This window comes from Sphingopyxis sp. LARHCG72 (genome assembly GCF_052871675.1).
Genome location: NZ_JBIXJU010000001.1, coordinates 228,897 through 248,886, shown reverse-complemented (window position 1 = coordinate 248,886; position 19,990 = coordinate 228,897). Strand labels below are relative to the sequence as shown.

Below are 19,990 nucleotides of genomic sequence, written 5' to 3'. Positions count from 1 at the left end.
ATCGGAAATCCTCTTCGTTCTCGAAAAACTCAATTTACCCCGGCTGCGGCGGTCTGCGGCGGACTGGCTGAACGGTATTTGAACATGAACGGCGCTTGCATATCCCGTTCATCGGACCGTCCGCCCGCCGCGACCTCCTCAATTGCCGCGGAAACGCTTCAGATATTCATTGTCCGCCGACATGATGATCGACGTCCCGCCCTGGTTGTTTTCCCCAAGGAAGGTCTGCCGATAGCTCTGCATCGCGCGGTAGAAGTCATAGAAGTCGGGGTCCTTGCCAAAGCTCGCCGCATAGATGCGCGCCGCTTCGCCGTCGGCGCCGCCGCGGATGATCTGCGCTTCCTTCTGCCCTTCGGCACGGATCGAGATCGCCTCCTGCTGGCGCGCGGTGCGCATGCGGTTGTACGCCGCCTCGAGCGTCGCGCCTTCGGGAAGGTCGGCGCGCTTGATCCGGACGTCGATGATCTCGGCGCCATATTTGTTCGCCTCGCGGTTCAGCGCGACCTGGATATTGTCCATCACTGCGCCGCGTTCGGGCGACAGCAAGGTCGCGAACGTCCGCTTGCCCAGTTCGTTGCGCAGCGACGAGCCGAGGATCGTCGCAAGCTGCGCCTGCAATTTATCCTCGGTGCGGATCGCGGTGTACATGCGCACCGGGTTGGTGATGCGGAAGCGCGCGAAGGCGTCGACCTGCAAGCGCTGCTGGTCGGTCGAGAGCACCTGCTGGCGCTCCATGTTCACGCCGAGAATGCGCTTGTCGATATACTGGATACCGTCGGTGAACGGCACGCGCAGGACGAGACCGGCGCCCGAGCGCCCGAAATCCTCGTTCGGCTTGTAGCGGTTCACCGTCCGCTCGATCTCGCCGAAGCGCAGGATCAGCGCCTGCTTGTCCTCGGGCACGATCGCGAGCGATTGCGACAGGATGACGAGCAGGACGACGACGCCAAAGAGCAGCCGCATCGGGTTCTGGAACAGCGAATTCATCATTCGCCTCCCTTCGCAGTGACTTCGGGCGCCTTGACCCGCTTCTGCACCTCATTCAGCGGCAGATAGGGGGTCACCCCGCGTGCCTCGACAATCGTCTTGTCGACGTTCGACAACACCGTCTCCATCGTTTCATAATAGAGGCGCTGGCGGGTCACGCCGGGCGCCAGCTTGTACTGCTCGTAAATCTTGTCGAACGCCGCGGTGTCGCCGCGGGCACGTTCGAGCACCTGCTGCTGATAGGCGCGCGCGAGGTTGATCGCCGATTCGCGTTCCTGCCTCGCCGCGGTGACTTCCTTGAACGCCTCGTCGACCTGGCTCGGCGGATCGACCTGGCGGATCGCGATGCCCTGGATCATTACGCCGGCGCGATATTGGTTGAGCAGTTCCTGCATGCGCTGCTGGACCTGCGCCTCGATCTCGACGCGGCCGGGGCCGATCGCCTGGACAAGGTCGAAGTTCGCGACCGTCGCGCGCATCGCGCTTTCAGCGACTTCACGGATCGTGCCTTCGGGATCGGCGAGCTGGAAGAAGAAGAGTTCGGGATCGCGCACCGACCAGCGGACCTCATAGGCGAGATCGACAATGCTCTGGTCGCGCGTCAGTACGAAATTCTCGTCGGTCGCGTTCGGCGAACCGACCGCCATCGTGCGGATTGCGCGGACGTCTTCGAGCCGGATGCGCTCGACCGGCGCCGGCCAGGTCAGCTTCACGCCGGGACCGACGGTGCGCGAATAGCTGCCGAGACGCGTGACCACGCCTTCCTTTTCGGGCGGCACGATGTGGAAGGAGGAAAAGAGCACCCACGCGACGGCTACGCCGACCACGCCCCATTTCCAGAACCTGGCCGAATCGCCGAAATTGAACTGGCCGCTGCCGCCCGAGCCGCCGCCGCCGAACCCGCCGCGCCCCTTGCGCAGCAGTTCGTCGAGCGCCGAGGGGCCGCGCGGTTTTGGCCCGCGCCGCTGGTCGGCGGGATCGGGGGTCACCCACGGGTTGCGCGGGCCGGGCTTCTTGCCGTCGCCCTTTCCGTCGTCATCCCCCTTGCCCGGGCCATTGCCCCATGGGCTGTTGGCCATCTGGCTGATCTGATGGAAAAATTGCCGCAATCCTCTCGGGCTGCGGCGTCCCATGCTGCCGTCAATCTTGTCGTTCATAAGGCTTTTATAGGGTCGGCGGGCGCGATTAACAGGGGGTGCGCGCGAAAATGGCTGGCAAACAGGCCAATCATGCCTATCTGGCGCGGACATGACCGAACAAAGCGCCGATATCGCCCGCCTGACCACCGCCGCCGACGACCTCAGCGAAGGACGCGCGTCGGGCCTCCGCCTGCTCGACGATTCGGGTCTGCTCGCGGTCGTTCTCGACGTGTCGGGACTCGCCGTCGAAGACCGCAAACCGCTCGAAGACAAGCTGCGCGCCGGCCTGCTCGCCGAAGCGGGGGTGCGCGAGGTGCGCATCGCGATGACGGCCGAGAAAAAGGCGATGACGATCATCGCGGTCGGCAGCGGCAAGGGCGGGGTCGGCAAATCGACCCTCGCCGCGAACCTTGCGGTCGCGCTGCGGCGCCTCGGCGTGAAGGTCGGGCTGGTCGACGCCGATATCTATGGCCCCTCGCAGCCTCGATTGATGGACAGCGAAGGCGTGAAGCCCGAAGCGCGCGGGTCGAAGCTCGCGCCCGTCCCCAACGCTTATGGCGTGCCGATGCTCTCGACCGGGCAGATCGCGGCGCCCGGACAGGCGATCGCGTGGCGCGGACCGATGGCGGGCAAGGCGCTCGAACAGCTCGTCGACGCGAGCTGGGGCGATATCGACACGCTCGTCGTCGACCTGCCGCCGGGCACCGGCGACGTCCAGCTGACGATGATCCAGCGCCACAAGCCCGCGGGCGCGGTGATCGTCTCGACCCCGCAGGACCTCGCGCTGATGGACGCGACCCGCGCGGTTAGCCTGTTCGAGCAGGCCGACGTTCCGATCATCGGTCTCGTGGAGAATATGGCGGGCTATGCCTGCCCGCATTGCGGCGAGGTCAGCGACCCGTTCGGCTGCGGCGGCGCCGAGGCCGCGGCAGGTACGATGGGGCTCGACTTCCTCGGCCGCGTGCCGCTGTCGATGGGTATCCGCCTCGCGAGCGACGGCGGCGTCCCCCCGGCGGCGGGAACCGATCCCACGGGCGAGCCATTCCATGCGATAGCGGCGAAGGTGGCCGACTGGCTGCAAGCACGAAAGGGCAAATGATGGTGATCAATGACGAAGGCGAAATTCGCGAGTTGCTCGGACAAAAACGCCGTATCGCCATCGTCGGTGCTTCACCCAATCCAGCCCGCGCTTCGAACGGCGTCCTCGCCTTTCTTGTAGGCCAGGGCCATGACGTGATTGCGGTCAATCCGGGGCACGCCGGCAAGACGATCCACGGTGCCCCGGTCGTTGCGACGCTCGCCGACGTCGAGCCGCCCGCCGAGCTCGTCGACATCTTCCGCAACAGCGAAGACGCAGGCGCCGCGGTCGACGAGGCGATCGTCCATGGCGCCAAGGCGGTGTGGATGCAGCTTGGGGTGATCAACGAAGCCGCGGCGAAACGCGCCGATGCCGCCGGGCTGACCGTCGTCATGGACCGTTGCCCGAAGATCGAAATCCCGCGCCTCGGCCTGCTCAAGTGAGGGCTGCGCTACCGCTGCTCGCCGCGTCGCTGCTTGCAGGATGCGCAACGACGCCGACGAACGCGAACCCGCAGGACGCCTTTTTCGACGCGCTCGCCGCCCGCTGCGGCAAGGCCTATGCCGGCCGCCTCGCGAGCGATCAGGAGGCCGATGCCGAGATGCGCGGCAAGGCGATGGTGATGCACATCCGCCATTGCACCGCCGACCGCATCGAAATCCCCTTCCATATCGACAGACTCGGCCCCGATGGCGGCTGGGATCGGTCGCGCACATGGATCATCAGCCGCACGCCAACAGGGCTTCGCCTGAAGCACGACCATCGCCACGCCGACGGCAAGCCCGACGAGGTCACGCTTTATGGCGGCGACACCGCCGATGCCGGGACGGCGACACGCCAGACCTTTCCCGTCGATGCCGAATCGATCGCGATGTTCGAACGCACGGGCCGCAGCGTTTCGACGACCAACATCTGGTCTGTCGAAACGACCGGAACGGGCTTCACCTATGGCCTCGACCGGCAGGGGCGGCATTTTCGCGTCGCGTTCGACTATGCCAAGCCGGTCACGCCGCCGCCCGCCCCGTGGGGCTGGTAGGGAACCGATTCGCCCGCCATGCCATCGAAGGGAGAAAAATATGCGCTGCCAGACCCTTATGCTCGTCCCGCTGTTTGCGCTCGGCGCGTGCAGCGAAAAGGCGCCCGACCCGCGCGGGGTCGGGCATGACGAAACCTTGCTGTCGGTCTCGGCGACCGGTCGCTCCGAAACGAAGCCCGACGAGGCGCGCTTCACCGCCGGGGTGAGTACGATCGCCCCGTCGGCGGAAGCCGCCACGCAGAAAAACAACGAAACGATGACGAAGGTGACCGAAGCGCTGAAGGCGTTCGGGGTCGCGGGCAAGGACCTCCAGACCCGCCAGCTCACGGTCAACCGCATCGACTGGGGCGCGAACAAGGGCAAATATGAAGCGGTCAACCAGGTCGAGGTGCGGATGCGTGCGGTCGACAAGGCGGGCGAAGCGGTCGCCGCGACGACAGAGGCAGGCGCCAACGTCCTGTCGGGTCCGACGCTGCGCGTCTCCGATCAGGAGGCCGCGACCAAATCGGCCTATGCAGCGGCCTATCGCGCCGCGCGGGCGCGCGCCGACGCCTATGCGGGCGCCGCGGGGCTCAAGATCGACCGCGTGCTGACGATCCGCGACGGCGGCGAGAATGCCCCGCCGATGCCCTATTACGAAATGGACGCCGCGGCGAACCGGGCTGTCGCGCAATCGGCCGCGCCGCCCTTCAATCCCGGGGTGAACGAATCGCAGGTGTCGGTGCGCGTCGACTTCGCCTTGTCGGAGAAATAGTCGCGCGCGCCGCGCGGACGCGCCTTCCAAAAGCCTTTGCCTCACCGACTCGCGCCGACTATCAGCAGCGGGCATGGCCGGCATTCGCGACACTGTGGGGAAAAACAAATCGCGCCTGCCGCACGTCAGCCGCCGCCAGATGCTGGTCGGCGCGACCGCGGCGGGCGGGCTTGCCATCGCGTGGAGCCTGTGGCCGCGCGATTACCAGCCCAACCTGACCGCCGCGCCCGACGAACATATCTTCAACGCCTTCCTGAAGATCGGCGATAACGGGCATATCAGCGCGATCGTCCCCCAATGCGAAATGGGCCAGGGCGTCACGACGCTGTTGCCGCAGATCATGGCCGACGAACTTGGCGCCGACTGGCGCACGATCGCGGTCGAGACCGCGCCGATCAACCCGCTCTATACCAACACGCTGCTCGTCGATGAGGATAGCGCCGTGTTCACGCCGCGCGCCGTGGTCCCCGATTTCGTGTCCGATGTGCGCAGCTGGGCCCGCCGCGAATGGGCGGTTCGCCACGCGGTAATGCTCACCGCGAACAGCTCGTCGGTGCGCATGTTCGAGGGGCCGTGCCGCGCCGCGGCGGCGCAGGCGCGCGTGCTGTTGATGATGGCGGCGGCAAAACGCTGGGACGCCGACTGGGAACAATGCGATACCCACGACGGCTTCGTCACCTTCGGCAAGAAACGACTCCGCTTCGGCGATGTCGCCGCCGCGGCGGCGCAGCTCGAGCCGCCCGCCGAACCCGTCTTCCGCGCGAGCAGCGCCGATCCGCTCTACGGCAAGGAGCTCACGCGGCTCGACCTGCCGGCGAAGGTCGACGGGTCGGCCAATTATGCAGGGGACATCCGCCTGCCCGACATGGTGTTTGCCGCGATCCGCCAAGGCCCGCTGGGCGCGACGCGATTGAAGGGAATCGACCGCAAGAAGGGGCTCGCCTCGCCCGGCCTGCTGCATGTCGTCACACACGAGCGCTGGGTCGCCGCGGTCGCGCGCAACTGGTGGGCCGCGAACCGCGCGCTCGACCGCTTCGCGCCGGTGTTCGAGACCGAGGGCACGCCGATTTCGTCGGACCGGATCGACAAGGCGCTGAGGGCCGCGCTGAAGGGCGACGGCTATCGCATTTCGGGCGAAGGCGATGTCGCCGAAGCGATGGAGGGGCGCACGAAGGTCGCGGCCGAATATGCCGTCGCCCCCGCGCTCCACGCGGCGATCGAAACGCGCACCGCCACCGCGGCGCCCGACGGCAGCGGCCTGCGGGTTTGGGTCGCGACGCAGGCACCCGCGCAGTGCCGCGACGCGATCGCCGGCGCGACCGGGCTGGCGCCCGCGAACGTCACGCTGTTCCCGATGATGGCGGGCGGATCGTTCGACGCGTGCCTCGACCATAATGTCGCGGTGCAGGCGGCGATCATCGCGCTGCAAATCAAACGCCCGGTTCAGCTCGCATGGTCGCGCGCCGAAGAGATCATGCGCCTGCCCCCGCGCGCGCCGGCGCGAGCAAAGCTGACCGCGACGCTCGACGCCGCGGGGGGGATCGATGCGCTGGTGACGCGCATCGCGGTGCCACCGACGAACCACGAGGTGCGCGCGCGCCTGTTCGACAATGCGCCCGCCGACATTGCGCAGCGCGCCGCGGCGGGCAATTCCGATGCCGCCGCGGTCGAAGGCGCCGCATCAAGCTATGCCATCCGCCACCGCGCGGTCGATCATTGCCCCGCAGACATCGGCCTGCCGACCGGGCGCTGGCGCGGCAACGCCGACAGCTATACCGCCTTTTTCACCGAATGCTTCGTCGACGAAATGGCGGCGCGCGCCGGAACCGACGCGCTGTCCTATCGCATGGCGATGCTCGGCAACGCGCCGCTCCTCGCGCGCTGCCTGCTCACCGCGACCAGCCTCGGCGGATGGGAGGGCGGCCTCGCGGGCACTGCGCAGGGACTTGCCTGTCACACAATGCGTGGCAGCCATATCGCGCTGATGGCGACCGCGCGGCAGAGCGACCGGGGGTTGCAGGTCGAACAGCTTGTCGCGGTCGTCGACGCCGGGCGCCTCGTCAATCCGGCGGTCGCGCGCCAGCAGATCGAGGGCGGGCTGGTCTTCGGCCTCGCCGCCGCGGTCGGCGCGACCACCGACTATGAAGGCGGCATCGCGACCGCGCGCAAATTCGGCCAGCTCGGGCTGCCCGACCTGTCGCAAACGCCGCAGATCATCGTGGAATTCGTCGACAGCGACCGTGAGCCCGGCGGGCTGGGCGAGATCGCGGTACCCGTCGTCGCGCCCGCAATCGCCAACGCGATGTTCGCCGCGACCGGCCGCCGCATCCGCCGCATCCCCCTGTCGGCGGATCCGCTGTGACCCTTCCGCCCGACCATCCGCACCTGGCGACGCCGCGCATCGGCGTACTGCTCGTCAACCTCGGCACACCCGACGCGCCCGATGCACGCTCGGTGCGGCGCTACCTCGCCGAATTCCTGTCGGACCGACGCGTCGTCGAAATCCCGCAAATCCTGTGGCAGCCGATCCTGCGTGGGCTCATCCTGACCACCCGCCCGAAAAAGTCGGCGCACGCCTATGCGCAGGTGTGGACCGACGAAGGGTCACCGCTTGCCGCGATCACCCGCGCGCAGAGCGAGGCGTTGCAGGCGGCGCTCGGCGACGCGGCGATAGTCGCCCACGCCATGCGCTATGGTCAGCCGGCAATCGGTCCGGCGATCGACGCGCTGACCGCCGCAGGATGCCGACGCATCCTGATCGCGCCGCTCTACCCCCAATATTGCGCCGCAACGACGGCAACGGTGGTCGATGCCGTGGGCAACCATCTGAAGACGCTGCGCTGGCAACCTGCGCTACGCTTCGTGCCCCCGTATCACGACGAACCTGCCTATCTGGAGGCGTTGAAAACATCGGTCGAAGCCGGGCTTGCCGCGCTCGATTTCACGCCCGACGTGCTGCTCGCGAGCTTTCACGGCATGCCCGAGCGCACGTTGCATCTGGGCGATCCTTATCATTGTCAGTGCCAGGCGACCGCGCGCCTGCTGTCGGACGCGCTCGGCCGCCCGGTCGAGGTCGCGTTCCAGTCGCGTTTCGGCCGCGCCAAATGGCTCGAGCCCGCGACCGATGTGCGCCTCGAACAATTGGGTCGCGAAGGGCGGAGCGTCGCCATCTTCGCGCCGGGCTTTGCCGCCGATTGCCTCGAAACGCTCGAAGAGCTTGCGATCCGCGGCAAGCATCAGTTCGAGGCCGCGGGCGGCAAACGCTTCGCCTATCTCGCCTGCCTCAACGCCGGCGTACCGGGATTGGCGATGATCGAAGCGCTGGTGCGCCGCGAACTCGCGGGCTGGCTCTGACCATCCCCGCTTACCAACTGTTTAGGTCCATGCGCTAAATTCATCCGGCCCGGCGCCGAAACGGCGGCCGCGCCCCTTGGAGATATGCGATGAACCAGGTCGAATCGGCCGCGTTGAAGCTGGTCCTCTTTACCCTGGCCTTCCTCGCGATCGCCTTCGCCATCTGGTGGCTCCGCCGCCCGCGCGCCGCGCATGCAGCGCCGCGAACGCCGGGCGAAAGCCGCCTGCCGCGCCTGTCACGCAAGACGAGGCCGGAACTGGAAGATGTCGAAATCGCGCCGTCGCGGCTCGCACGCGTCAGCGGCAAGGCGCCGCTCGCGCAGCAACCCGCGATCGAATGGAACGATGATCCCGCCCCGACATCGTCGGTGGAGAGCGAACCCTTGGCTGTTGAAGCCGCGCTCGAATCGCACGTCGCCGACGTCGAACGTCAGGTCGTCCGGCTGGAAAAATCCGGCGCCGATACCGGATCGCAAGCCGTCGGAATTGAAAAGCGGGACGCCGAAGCGGTGACGCTGCGGCTCGTTCCGCAGATTCCGCCGCGCGACGCGATATCGACGACGAGCTGGCTCGGTGGTCGTCCGCGGCTGCCCGCCGGAACCGAATGGCCGAAGATCGACGACCAGCCCGCCGATTTCCTGGCCCAGATCGATTGCGCCGGCCTGCCGCCCGCGCTGTGGGCGGGGCTGGGGCCGCGCGACGGCACACTCGCTTTCTTCATCCATCGGCGCAAACCGGACATGCGCGTCCTGCACCTGCGCGACGTGGGCACACCGGTCGCACCACCCTTCACCCTCAACGACCCCGAGGGCTGGTTCGCCCCCTATGGCGGCCTTGGCGCCAGCGACCTCGCATCCTTTGCGGTCCGTGCCTTTCCCGAATGGCCCGTCGACCTTGTCGCAGTCCGCCCCGGCGAGGCCGACCCGCTCGAAGAGGGTGACGCCGACGAACCCGGCCGCGCGCTGTACGAGCGCGGCTACGACATCGCCGACCCGGCGTTCCACCCCTTCGACTGGGGTAGCATGACCGCGATGGTCGCGCTGCTCGAGATGCGGCTCGGCGACTTGGCGATGGAGGATGCGCCGCCCGCCGCCGCAAGCGACGAGGAGGCCGACGAAGCGAAGCGCCGCGCCGCGATCAATCGCGAGGCGGTCGAGCGCGCGCGCGAGATTATCGCCATCGTCCACGACAGCGCTGCGCGCGACGCCTTTGCAGCGGGCGACGCGACGGCGGTGATGGCGGCGCTGCACGCGATCCGCTGGGCCGCGGCGGTACGCACGATCGCCCCCGAAACGGGCGCCGAGCGGACCGAGACGATCACCCTGCCGCTGACGACGCACCGCGCCGACGCCGACCTGTGGGTCCATGATTACCAGACGATGCTGTTCGACCGGGCCAAACATGCCTGGTGCGCCAACCCGGACCATCTTTCGGCCCCGGCGCGCGCCTTTTACGAACCTTGGTGGCAGGACCTCGCGGCGCGCGAGATGGCGGCGACAGGCCATGAACCCTTTCGTCACATCGCCGATTTTGACGAAGATCGCGACGCCGTTCTGATCGAGCTGCCGACCAGCGGCCTGATGAGCCGGCGCTTCGGCGAGGGCGACAATCTGGTGGTGACGGTGGACAAGGCCGACCTTGCGATCGGCGACTTTTCAAAGATCCGGGTGCAGATCAGCAACTAGATTCTGTTCGGCGCCAGCCCGCTCCCCACCCGACCTCCCTAGGTTACTATCGTTTGGGAGGCCGGGTGGGGGAGCGGGCTGGTGCCGCTTTCCACGTTAGTGGAACAGACTCCGTCCCCTGCATAGCTTTGCGATTGACGTTCCGGTCAACTTGCGGCCGTCGTCGGCGCGGCCTAGTCATGGAGCCATAACTCTGTGGGAGAGCTGGATTTATGGCACGTATCGCAATCGTTACCGGTGGCAGTCGCGGCATCGGGGAAGCGATTTCCCTGAAACTCAAGGAACAGGGTGTCACCGTCGTCGCCAACTATGGCGGTAACGACGAAAAGGCGCGCGAATTCACCGACCGCACCGGCATCGCTGCAATCAAATGGGACGTGGGCGACCATCAGGCGTGCCTCGACAGCTGCGCGCGAATCGCCGAGGAATTCGGCCCGGTCGATATCGTCGTCAACAACGCCGGGATCACGCGTGACGGCACGCTCGCCCGCATGAGCTACGACGACTGGGACGATGTGATGCGCGTCAACCTCGGCGGCTGCTTCAACATGGCGAAGGCGACCTTTGGCGGCATGGTCGAGCGTGGCTGGGGCCGCATCGTCAACATCGGGTCGATCAACGGGCAGGCGGGCCAGTACGGCCAGGTCAATTATGCCGCCGCCAAATCGGGCATCCACGGCTTTACCAAGGCGCTGGCGCAGGAAGGTGCGAAGAAGGGCGTCACCGTCAACGCGATCGCGCCGGGCTATATCGACACCGACATGGTCGCCGCGGTGCCCGCGCCGGTGCTGGAAAAGATCGTCGCGAAAATCCCCGTCGGGCGCCTCGGCCAGGCCGACGAAATCGCGCGCGGCGTCGCGTTCCTGTGCAGCGAGGATGCCGGATTCGTGACCGGATCGACGATGTCGATCAATGGCGGGCAGCATATGTACTGACGATGGCAGTCGCGAAGCGGCAGCCATCGTCACGGCCAGCGGGGCGGCGATCCCCTCAAGGATCGCCGAACCCGTCTGACGGCAGGCGGCGGCTTTGCCGCCGCCCACCGCACCACCCTTTTCCGTACTCCACCGTCACCCCGACCACCCGCCACGCGCCGCCTTCGCGGATCAGCGACAACGTCTCGATCGTCCCGGCCTTGTTCGCATAGTCGGCGCGGAACCTGACCATCTGATAGCCATAGGGCGGCGCGGGCACGGCCTCTTCGCTCAGCAACACGCGCGCCTTCACCGCGCCCAGCGGCCCCTGCACCTCGCGCGCCACGCGCGCCCAGGTCTCCGCGGTGTTAAGCGCCTTGAACGACTGGCCGGTCGCTTCCCAGCTCGCGTTCCAGTCGCCGCGGTCGACCAGCGCGAGCCAGTCACGTGCCGCCGCGACCGCGGGGCTTTCGGCAGAGGCGGTCGCGGGCGGTACGGCGGGCGTATCGGGGCTTCCGGACATCGAGGCGAAAGCGAGCAGGGCAAAAGCAAACGACATGAACAAACCTCCGGCTATCCAGCCGAGCGGCCGCCCCATGCGGTGCGCCTCGACTGATGCCGCCCTCTCTTCCATGCCGGCCGCCGCCGCTTCCCCCAAAGCCTTGTCCCCGATTATTTCGGGGGTCCGATCTTCGATGTCGCGCAGTTGCCGCGCCGCCTCGCGACTGCTCGACACCGCGAGCTTGCGCCGCGCGTCGCGCAGCCGCTCGTTGACCGTGTGCACCGACAGCCCCAGGTGACGCGCCATCGACTTGGCGTCATAGCCGCTGACCAGCAGGCGCAGCGTCTCCTTCTCCTTTTCGGTGAGCGCCTGGATTCCGGCTGTCGTCACGTCTGCACCTCGCTCCACCGGCTTAACCTAGGCCTCGCCCGAATCGCGGTCACCCCCAAATAATTCGTACCTCCAACGGTGGCGAAGCGGCTATGCTGCGGCGATGGCCGCCCCCTATAACCCCCCGGTCAAACGCTCGGTGACGATCGCCGGCCACCCGACCTCGATCAGCCTCGAGCCGGTCTTCTGGGACGCGCTCGAAACCGAAGCCGCGCGGCAGGTGCTTCCCGTCAACGCGCTCGTCGCGCGAATCGATGTCGAACGGATGGAAGCCGACGACCCGCCGAACCTGACCTCGGCGATCCGGCAATGGCTGTGGCGGCAGAAGGAGCGGGGGATTGACGGAGAATGATGCGGGCTTCGATCCCGCCACCCTCGCCTTCTATTCCAGGGAAGCGCCCGACTACGCGGCCAGCGGCCCCGACGGCACGAGCCGGTGGCTCGCGCCATTTCTCGACCGCCTGCCTCCCGGCTCCCGCATCCTCGAACTGGGATGCGGGAGCGGACGTGATGCCGAAGCGATGATTCGGGCCGGCCACAATGTCGATCCGACCGACGGCATCGCCGAGATGACGGCGCAAGCCAGCGCCCGGATCGGGCGGCCTGTTCGCATCATGCGTTTCGACGAGTTGGAAGCGATAGAAGCATATGATGCGATATGGGCGCACGCGAGCCTGCTGCATGTCCCTCGCCCAGCGCTCCCCTCCATTCTGGCTCGTATATTCAACGCGCTAAAACCCGGCGGAATACATTTCGCAAATTACAAGGCCGGCGGCGTCGAGGGACGCGACTCGATGGGGCGCTATTTCAACTACACGGACCGGCCGTTCCTGCTCGAAGCCTATGCTGCCTCGGGCGCTTGGCATATCGACCGCATCGAAGCTTATACGAGCGGTGGATATGATGGCGGCCAAGGTCCCTGGCTTGCCATCGAGGCGCATCGGAAGATTGCCTGAAGGTCTCTAGACGAGAATTGCCCTCGCCACCGCATGACCGAACGCCGCGCCCTTGTCGGGCGCATGATGCAGGAACAGCGAAGGCTCGATCAACTCGAGCTCCATGATGTGGAGCTTGCCCGCCGCATCGCCGACCATGTCGACGCGCGCGTACACCGGCGGGGCGGGGGCAGCCGCAAGCGCCATGGCGGCAAGCTCCTGCGCGGCCTCGCTTGCTTCCCACACCATCTCGCGGCCGCCGAACTGTTCCTGCACGCGAAAGTCGCCCGACGCCGGACGCTTGACGATCGCGTGGCTGAATTTGCCCGCAAAGAAGAAGAGCGAATATTCACCGTCGGTCAGGATGCCAGGCATCAGCGGCTGGACGAGGCGGCGCTGTCCGTGCGCATCGGCCGGGATTGCCTCGCCCGCCGTGATGCGGTGCGTACCGTCGGCTCCCCCCGAGATAGCGGGTTTGATCACGGCCTCTTCGATCGCGAGTTCCGACATGGCGGCGGCAAGGCCTGCATCGTCGAGCGCCGCAACCTCGACCGTCGGCACGACCGCCACGCCCTTCGCGCCGAGCTGCGCGAGATAGGCCTTGTCGCTGTTCCAGCGCAGCACCGGCACCGGATTGGCGACCGGCAGCGCCTCGGCCTCGAGTCGGTCGAGCAGCGCGTACCAAGCCGCGACGTCGCGCTGATAGCCCCAGGCGAAGAGCGGCAAGACCAGATCATAACCCGACAGATCGCCAGGATCGCTCCACGCCCTTTGCTCGACGATCAGCCCGGCCGCGGTCAGCGCCGCCGCCTTGCGGGCAAAGGCGGGCTGCCACTTCTCGTAATAATCGGGCGCCGGGACGAGGATCGCGACGCGGGGCTGGAAAGGCATTTACCGCCCCAGCAACCCGCGTGCCTGCCCGGCGATGTGCGACAGCATCGCGCCATTCGGGCTCGGGATCATCCGCGCGCGGTCGACCGTTGCCCTGAACTGCTCGACCCGCGGTGCATGGTCGGCGAGCCATTTGGTCACCGCCGCGTCGAGGTCGCCCTTCGGCAGCCCCGCGAGGAAAGTCAGGCGCATCTGCTGGAAATCGCGCGCCAGGCTGTTGACCAGCAGGCGTTCCCACGGATCGGCGGGGCTCATATGCGCCGCCAGCGTCTGCGCCCAGTCGAGCCCGAGCGCTTCGCCCAGATGCGTGAAGGCGTGCGTCACCGCGATCTCGTCGTCGCCGCGCCGTTCGGCGAGGTCGACGATGCCGATCGCGCCGTCGGTCTTGAACAGACGGACGACCGACGCGGTGAGCGCCTCGGGCGCGCCGGCGTCGAGAAGCTGCTGCGCGAGCATGTCCCACTGGCGCTTCACCGAAGAGCTCAGCAGCGCATCGACGCCTGCGGTCAGGCGGTCGACCCCGGGTTCGAGCCGCGCGACGACAGGTCCGGGCTGCGACAGCGTCTGCGTCACGCGAAGCAGGTCGGCCATTTGCGAGGTCATCGCCGATGCCGCCTGCGCGAAGAGCGAGAGGCGAACCGCCTCGTCGATCTTCGCCGCGTCGAGCGCGTCCCAGATCGCGGGCATTTCGAGCAGCCGTTCGACCGCGACGAACGCCGCGGCGATGTCGCCGAGCGCGCAGCCTTCTTCTTCGACGAGTTCGAAGGGATGGACGATGCCCATGCGGTTGATGATGCGGTTCGCAATCTTCGTCGCGATGATTTCACGGCGAAGCTGGTGATCTGCGATCGCCTGCGCGAAATCGCGCTGCATCTCGTCGGGGAAGGCGGCCGCGAGGTCGCTGCCGAGCGCCGGATCGTCGGGAAGGTCGCTATGCTCGATCGCATCCTGCAGCGCGAGCTTCGCGGTCGACAGCAGCACCGCGAGTTCGGGCCGCGTCAGCCCGCGCCCCTCGGCGGCGCGGCGGAGCAGTTCGTCGTTCGCGGCGAGCCCCTCGACCTTGCGGTCGAGCCGGCCCGACGCCTCGAACGTCTCCATCAGCCGGACGAGCGACGGCACCGCCGCCGATCCGCCCTTTTCGGCGATCGACAGCGCGAGCGCCTGCAGCCGGTTATCCTCGAGCACCAGTTCCGACACATTGTCGGTCATGCGCACGAGCAGCGCATCGCGATCCGCCTGCGCAAGGCGGCCTTCGGCCATCTCGCGGTTGAGCGCGATCTTGATATTGACCTCGTTATCCGAGCAGTCGACGCCGGCCGAATTGTCGATGAAGTCGGTGTTGATCCGCCCGCCCTTCGCCGAGAAGGCGATGCGCGCCGCCTGCGTGACGCCGAGGTTGGCCCCCTCGCCGACCGCCTTGACGCGCAGATCCTCGGCATCGACGCGCAGCGCGTCGTTCGCGGGGTCGCCGACTTCGGCGTTGTTCTGGCTCGCAGCCTTCACATAGGTGCCGATGCCGCCGAACCACAGCAGGTCGACCGGCGCCTTGAGGATCGCCGAAATGAGCGACACCGGGTCGATTTCGGAGACCGACAGGCCGAGCAGCGCCTGCACTTCGGGGCTCAAGGGAATGCTCTTCTGGCTGCGCGGGAAGATGCCGCCGCCCTTCGAGATCAGCTTGGCGTTGTAATCGGCCCAGGATGAGCGCGGCAGATTGAACATCCGTTCGCGTTCCTTCCAGCTCTTCGCCGGATCGGGATTGGGGTCGAGGAAGATATGGCGATGGTCGAACGCCGCCGTGAGCTGAATCGCCTTCGACAGCAGCATGCCATTGCCGAACACGTCGCCCGACATGTCGCCGCAACCGGCAACGCGGATCGTGTCGCTCTGCACATCGACGCCCATTTCGGCGAAGTGGCGCCGCACCGACAGCCACGCACCCTTGGCGGTGATGCCCATCGCCTTATGGTCATAGCCGTTCGACCCGCCGCTCGCGAACGCATCGCCGAGCCAGAAGTCGCGTTCCATCGCCAGCGCATTGGCGACGTCGGAGAAGGTCGCGGTGCCCTTGTCGGCGGCGACGACGAAGTAAGGATCGTCACCGTCGTGGATCACGACGCCCTTCGGATGCACGACCTTGCCGCCGACCAGATTGTCGGTGATCGACAGGAGCGAGCGGATGAAGATACGATAGCATTCGGTGCCTTCGGCGAACCACGCATCACGGTCGATCGACGCATCGGGAAGCGCCTTCGGATAGAAGCCGCCCTTCGCGCCGGTCGGCACGATGACGGCGTTCTTGACGCGCTGCGCCTTCATCAGCCCGAGGATTTCGGTGCGGAAGTCGTCGCGGCGGTCGGACCAGCGCAGCCCGCCGCGTGCGACCGGGCCGGCGCGCAGGTGCGTGCCCTCGACGCGCGGCGAATAGACCCAGACCTCACGCCAGGGCAGCGGCTTCGGCAGACCGGGGACAAGGCTCGAATCGATCTTGAACGCCAGCGCCTCCTCGGCGGCGGGCGCAAAGGCGTTGGTGCGCAGCGTCGCGCCGATCACGGCGTGGAAGAGCCGGAGAATACGATCCTCGTCGATCGACTTGATGTCGGCAAAGCCCGCCATGATATCGGCTTCGAGCGCCTCGGCGCGCTTGGCATCACGCGCCTTCGGGTCGTGCAGCGCGCGGAAGCGATCGATCAGCGCGGCGGTCAGCGCGGGGGCGTGGCGCAACGCGCTGACAACCGTGTCCATGCCATAGGCGGAGCCGCCCTGACGCAGGTAGCGGAACCACGCGCGCAACCAGACGATCGCACCGGGATCGGTCTGGTTGGTCAGCACCAGTTCGTTGAACGCGTCGTTTTCGGCGCGACCGTCGAGTACCGCCGCAATCGCACCTTCGAGTACTTCGGCATAGGGAAGCAACGCGAGTTCATCGACAGTCGCGGGCAGGCGCAGCGAGAAATCGTGAATCACCAGCGGCGGTTCGTCGCCATCCTCGCTGCCGGGCACGCGCGCCGAGCCGAGCGTGGTCGGAATCTCTTCGAGCACTTCGAAACCGAAATGTTCAAGCGCCGGGACGACGTCGGACAGCGCGAGCGGACCAACCGCGCTATAGACTTTGAGCCGGAGGCGATCGTCGCCGTCGAGGCTCTTGCGCGCGAGGCGCACGCTGCGCGGATTCTCGCCGTCGAGATCGCGGAGGCGCAGGATGTCGCGCGCAGCTTCCTCGGGATTGTAGAGGTTGCGATAGTTGGGCGGAAACAACGGACCGAAGCGCGCCGCAAGCGCCGCCGCACGGCCGGGATCGCCGCGCTTCGCGAGCGCGGCCTCGACCTCGGGCTGCCAGCCCCGCACCATCTGTTCGAGCTGGGCATTAAGCGCTTCGGTATCGGGGACAACCCCGCCGCTGCGCAGGTCGAGCGTGTAGCGCAGGAGCGCCGCACCGCCATCCTCGAGCACCATCGTCCAACCGATGACGCCCGCCTTCGCTTCGCGAACCAGCATCGTTTCGACAGCGAGACGGCGGCCGGTCGACACTTCGTCGCGCGGCAACCAGACGAACACGAACAGGTGGCGCCCAAGCGCGCTGCGCACCGTCACCAGCTTCGGCCGCGGCCGGTCGGTGATCGACATAGAGGTGAGCACCAGCTCTTCGAGCGACGCCGCGTCGAACGCGATCAGCAAATCGTGCGGCAAGGCGGTGAGCGCGTGCGCAAGCGCCTTGCCCGCATGGCCCGTCGGGTCGAAGCCGAACTTCGCCATCAACGCTTCGAGCTGCGCGCGCAGCACCGGCACCTTGTCGGGGCGCGCCGAGAGCGCGGCGCTGGTCCACAGGCCGGCGTGGATCGACAGGCGCTCGACCTTCTTGCCCTTCAATTCGGGAACGACGACGAGGTCGAGCAGCACGCGGCGGTGGACCGCCGACAAGCGGTTCGACTTGATCAGCAGCGGGGCTGTGCCCCCGTTATCGAACCAGGCAAAGGCCGCTTCGAGCGCCGCGGGCGACAGGAGCTGGCCATCGGCGCTTTCGCTGATGCCGAGCGGACCCTCGACCTTGCCGTCGCGCGTGCGCCATTCATGCCCAAGCTGGGTCATCGCCCCGCCCTCGAACCAGCGCAACAGTTCGGCCGCCTCGCCCTCGACGCGCATCGCGGCATCGGCGAGCATCGCGGCGCGCATTGCGCGCCAGTCGCGGACCGCCGCGCGCACGTCGCGCAGCGCCGCCTCGACCGCGTCGAGCAACCGCCGCCGCGCCCGCGCGTCGCCGCGCTCGAGCTCCATATAAATGACCGACTCGCGGGCGGGTCCCTCACCGGCTTCCTGCAGATGTCCCTTTGCGTCGCGCTTCACCGCGACGACGGGGTGCAGGATGCGGTGCACGGCAAGGCCCTGCGACGCGACGACCTGCGAGGTCGAATCGACGAGGAAGGGCATGTCGTCGTTGATGATGACGAGCCGCATCCGGCGGTCGGTGCCGTCGGCGGCGATCGGTTCGAGCAGCAGCGACGGCGTTTCCGCAGCGCGGTCGAGCGCGGCGCGCGCGGCGAACTGGCTCGCGTCGGCAAGCGCGCCCTTGTCCATATCGTCGCCCTCGCCCGGCAGCGCGCTTCCGCGCAACGCGGCCAAGTAGGCGGCGGCGATTTTCGGGGGAACTTTGGCGGTGGAGGCGGTGGGGGTGTCCGTTTCCGGCGTGTCGGACGTAATTTCAGGCATAAAGTGCAGCATCCCGAACCAAAAGAGGGGGATCCCAGCCGACGATCGGCGGGGGTCCGTTCGCTCCGCCCCCTATGCGCCCGACGCGCGCGCGGCTCAAGGCCTCGTTCGCCACTCCGCGTAAAATTATTTCAATTTTGGGTTTGTCTGTTGCGTGAACGCTCTCAGCGCCCCTTACACGCCGGGCGTAATCGCGATCGCCTTCTTCGCAAGCTTCGCCACGAGCGCGGGATCCTCGGCCGCCTTGGCGACGATCCCGATATGCCCGCCGGGCATCGCACGCGCGATCAGCACGACGAATTCGGCATCGCCGGCGTCATGTTCGAGGATCAGCGCGGGATGCGCACGGCGCAGCACCTCGAGCTTTTCGTCCGAACGTTCGCTGCTTTCATTCGCCGGCTTGCGCCGCGCGCGCGCGTCCTTGACCAACCCCTTGAGCCCGCCCGGATAGCGATCGAGATAGGCAGCGAGCTCGCCGCGACCCACCCGTTCTTCCTTCGCGTGGCCGAGCGCACAGGCATATTCGGCAAGCCGCGTCTTGTCATAGGCGGCGCCGAAAACCAGCTTCACGACCGGCGTCATCGGGGCGCGATCCTGCGCCTTCAGCCCGGCGTCGTCGAGCAAGGCGGCAAAGGCGTCGGGCTGCTGTTCCGCGGCGAGCACGAAATCCCATGCCTTGCCGACCGCCTGGTAAAGTGCGCCTCGGCTGCGGCTATCGGCGGCGAGAGCGCGTTCGGCGGTTTCGCGCGCGAGCGCCAGCCAGTCGGCCAGTTCGGCATCGTCGCCCGGCCCGGCCGTATCTTCATCGATGACGGCCACGGACTCGGCACCGGCATGGATTTCCAAAGCATCGTCCAGCGCCGCGAAACCCGGGATGGCATCGTCGTCGAAATGCCCCGAGTCGGGGCCATCGGCCCAGACCGGTACGGGCGCGGTCAACGGCGCTGCGCTGCGCAGCGCCTGCTCGACCGAAAGCTGCAACTCCTCGGCCTCGTCGGCGGGAACCGCTTCCTTCCAGTTGATCACGCCCATGATGAAGTCGATCGTGTCGTCGTCGGACGAGAAGGGCAGCAGGATGCCGCGGTACATGATCGTCACGCCGCGATCGTTGACGAATTCGGCCTCGAAGCCGATCGGCGCGCGGTTGGCGATGATCTGGAGATAATGGTCGGTCAGCCGCGACAGCAGCGAGCGACCCGGAATCTGGCTGATGTAATGAACATCCTCGTCGATCTGCGATTCCTCGCGTAGCCGGTCGCCGAGGAAGGCGAGTCCCGGATTTTCGACGCCCGCAGTGAAATCGAGCAGCACCGAATGCGGCCCGAAATCGGCGCCGTCGAGGTCGAGATCCTCGACCGAGGGATAAGCGCGATCGGCGAGCAGCGAGGCCCAGTAATTATAGGCCCGCACCTGCATCCGCCGTTCGTCGACGCCGACGACCGCGGGCGCATCGATCGCGCCATCATCCTGGCCATGGCTGCCCGAAAGCAGGCCGCGCATGCTGTCCATCATTTATCCCCAGTCGCAAACATCGGCACATGCTATGCGCAGGAACTGGTAAAAGCGGCGTAAACGATGGCGGATTTGCGATGCTGCGCCGGCGTTTCCAGACGCGCCC

16 protein-coding genes are annotated in these 19,990 nt (G+C 67.2%); 10 read left to right on the top strand and 6 right to left on the bottom strand.

Annotated features, from left to right (window positions below):
- Nucleotides 1–138: 138 nt before the first annotated feature.
- On the bottom strand, nt 139–987 hold the full coding sequence (gene hflC / locus ACIPPQ_RS01210; protein WP_446543089.1) for a protease modulator HflC: 849 nt from the start codon (nt 985–987) through the stop codon (nt 139–141).
- Nucleotides 987–2,144: a protease modulator HflK gene (gene hflK, locus ACIPPQ_RS01205; protein WP_446542403.1), complete on the bottom strand. Its 1,158-nt coding sequence runs from the start codon at nt 2,142–2,144 to the stop codon at nt 987–989. Before hflK ends, hflC begins: the two co-directional genes overlap by 1 nt.
- Before the next feature lie 91 nt (nt 2,145–2,235).
- Here hflK and ACIPPQ_RS01200 point away from each other — a divergent pair, with 91 nt between their 5' ends.
- The 8 genes from ACIPPQ_RS01200 (at nt 2,236) to phbB (ending at nt 10,968) form a co-directional block, all read left to right on the top strand.
- The gene (locus ACIPPQ_RS01200) at nt 2,236–3,225 is read left to right on the top strand and encodes an Mrp/NBP35 family ATP-binding protein (RefSeq protein ID WP_446542402.1); all 990 of its coding nucleotides are present in this window, start codon (nt 2,236–2,238) and stop codon (nt 3,223–3,225) included.
- Nucleotides 3,225–3,647: a CoA-binding protein gene (locus ACIPPQ_RS01195; RefSeq protein ID WP_446543088.1), complete on the top strand. Its 423-nt coding sequence runs from the start codon at nt 3,225–3,227 to the stop codon at nt 3,645–3,647. Before ACIPPQ_RS01200 ends, ACIPPQ_RS01195 begins: the two co-directional genes overlap by 1 nt.
- Nucleotides 3,644–4,240 (top strand): hypothetical protein, encoded by a 597-nt coding sequence (locus ACIPPQ_RS01190; protein ID WP_446542401.1) that lies wholly within the window; start codon nt 3,644–3,646, stop codon nt 4,238–4,240. The genes ACIPPQ_RS01195 and ACIPPQ_RS01190 overlap by 4 nt, the downstream gene beginning before the upstream one ends.
- 40 nt (nt 4,241–4,280) lie before the next feature.
- Entirely contained in the window at nt 4,281–4,994 is a 714-nt protein-coding gene (locus ACIPPQ_RS01185; protein ID WP_446542400.1) for an SIMPL domain-containing protein, read from the top strand.
- Nucleotides 4,995–5,067: 73 nt separating this feature from the next.
- The gene (locus ACIPPQ_RS01180; RefSeq protein ID WP_446542399.1) at nt 5,068–7,356 is read left to right on the top strand and encodes a molybdopterin cofactor-binding domain-containing protein; all 2,289 of its coding nucleotides are present in this window, start codon (nt 5,068–5,070) and stop codon (nt 7,354–7,356) included.
- A complete protein-coding gene (gene hemH, locus ACIPPQ_RS01175) occupies nt 7,353–8,348 on the top strand; it encodes a ferrochelatase (RefSeq protein WP_446542398.1) in 996 nt (331 codons plus the stop codon). Before ACIPPQ_RS01180 ends, hemH begins: the two co-directional genes overlap by 4 nt.
- A gap of 89 nt (nt 8,349–8,437) precedes the next feature.
- A complete protein-coding gene (locus tag ACIPPQ_RS01170; protein ID WP_446542397.1) occupies nt 8,438–10,033 on the top strand; it encodes a DUF1963 domain-containing protein in 1,596 nt (531 codons plus the stop codon).
- A 212-nt stretch (nt 10,034–10,245) separates the two neighbouring features.
- Nucleotides 10,246–10,968, top strand: a complete 723-nt coding sequence (gene phbB / locus ACIPPQ_RS01165; RefSeq protein ID WP_327451881.1) for an acetoacetyl-CoA reductase — start codon at nt 10,246–10,248, stop codon at nt 10,966–10,968.
- Nucleotides 10,969–11,023: 55 nt separating this feature from the next.
- Here the strand turns inward: phbB and ACIPPQ_RS01160 are convergent, their stop codons facing one another.
- Nucleotides 11,024–11,839 carry a DUF4019 domain-containing protein gene (locus ACIPPQ_RS01160; RefSeq protein WP_446542396.1) on the bottom strand — a complete coding sequence of 272 codons (816 nt, stop codon included), beginning with the start codon at nt 11,837–11,839 and terminating at the stop codon, nt 11,024–11,026.
- A 103-nt stretch (nt 11,840–11,942) separates the two neighbouring features.
- On the opposite strand from ACIPPQ_RS01160, the gene ACIPPQ_RS01155 reads away from it, so the two are divergent.
- Both ACIPPQ_RS01155 and ACIPPQ_RS01150 read left to right on the top strand, forming a co-directional pair.
- Nucleotides 11,943–12,191 carry a ribbon-helix-helix domain-containing protein gene (locus ACIPPQ_RS01155; RefSeq protein WP_446542395.1) on the top strand — a complete coding sequence of 83 codons (249 nt, stop codon included), beginning with the start codon at nt 11,943–11,945 and terminating at the stop codon, nt 12,189–12,191.
- A complete protein-coding gene (locus ACIPPQ_RS01150) occupies nt 12,178–12,795 on the top strand; it encodes a class I SAM-dependent methyltransferase (protein WP_446542394.1) in 618 nt (205 codons plus the stop codon). Before ACIPPQ_RS01155 ends, ACIPPQ_RS01150 begins: the two co-directional genes overlap by 14 nt.
- Before the next feature lie 6 nt (nt 12,796–12,801).
- Here the strand turns inward: ACIPPQ_RS01150 and ACIPPQ_RS01145 are convergent, their stop codons facing one another.
- From ACIPPQ_RS01145 to ACIPPQ_RS01135, 3 genes are all read right to left on the bottom strand, one after another.
- Nucleotides 12,802–13,665, bottom strand: a complete 864-nt coding sequence (locus ACIPPQ_RS01145; RefSeq protein WP_446542393.1) for an ATP-grasp domain-containing protein — start codon at nt 13,663–13,665, stop codon at nt 12,802–12,804.
- A complete protein-coding gene (locus ACIPPQ_RS01140; protein ID WP_446542392.1) occupies nt 13,666–18,372 on the bottom strand; it encodes an NAD-glutamate dehydrogenase in 4,707 nt (1,568 codons plus the stop codon).
- Nucleotides 18,373–18,546: 174 nt separating this feature from the next.
- Nucleotides 18,547–19,881, bottom strand: a complete 1,335-nt coding sequence (locus ACIPPQ_RS01135; protein WP_446542391.1) for a PAS domain-containing protein — start codon at nt 19,879–19,881, stop codon at nt 18,547–18,549.
- Nucleotides 19,882–19,990: the final 109 nt, after the last annotated feature.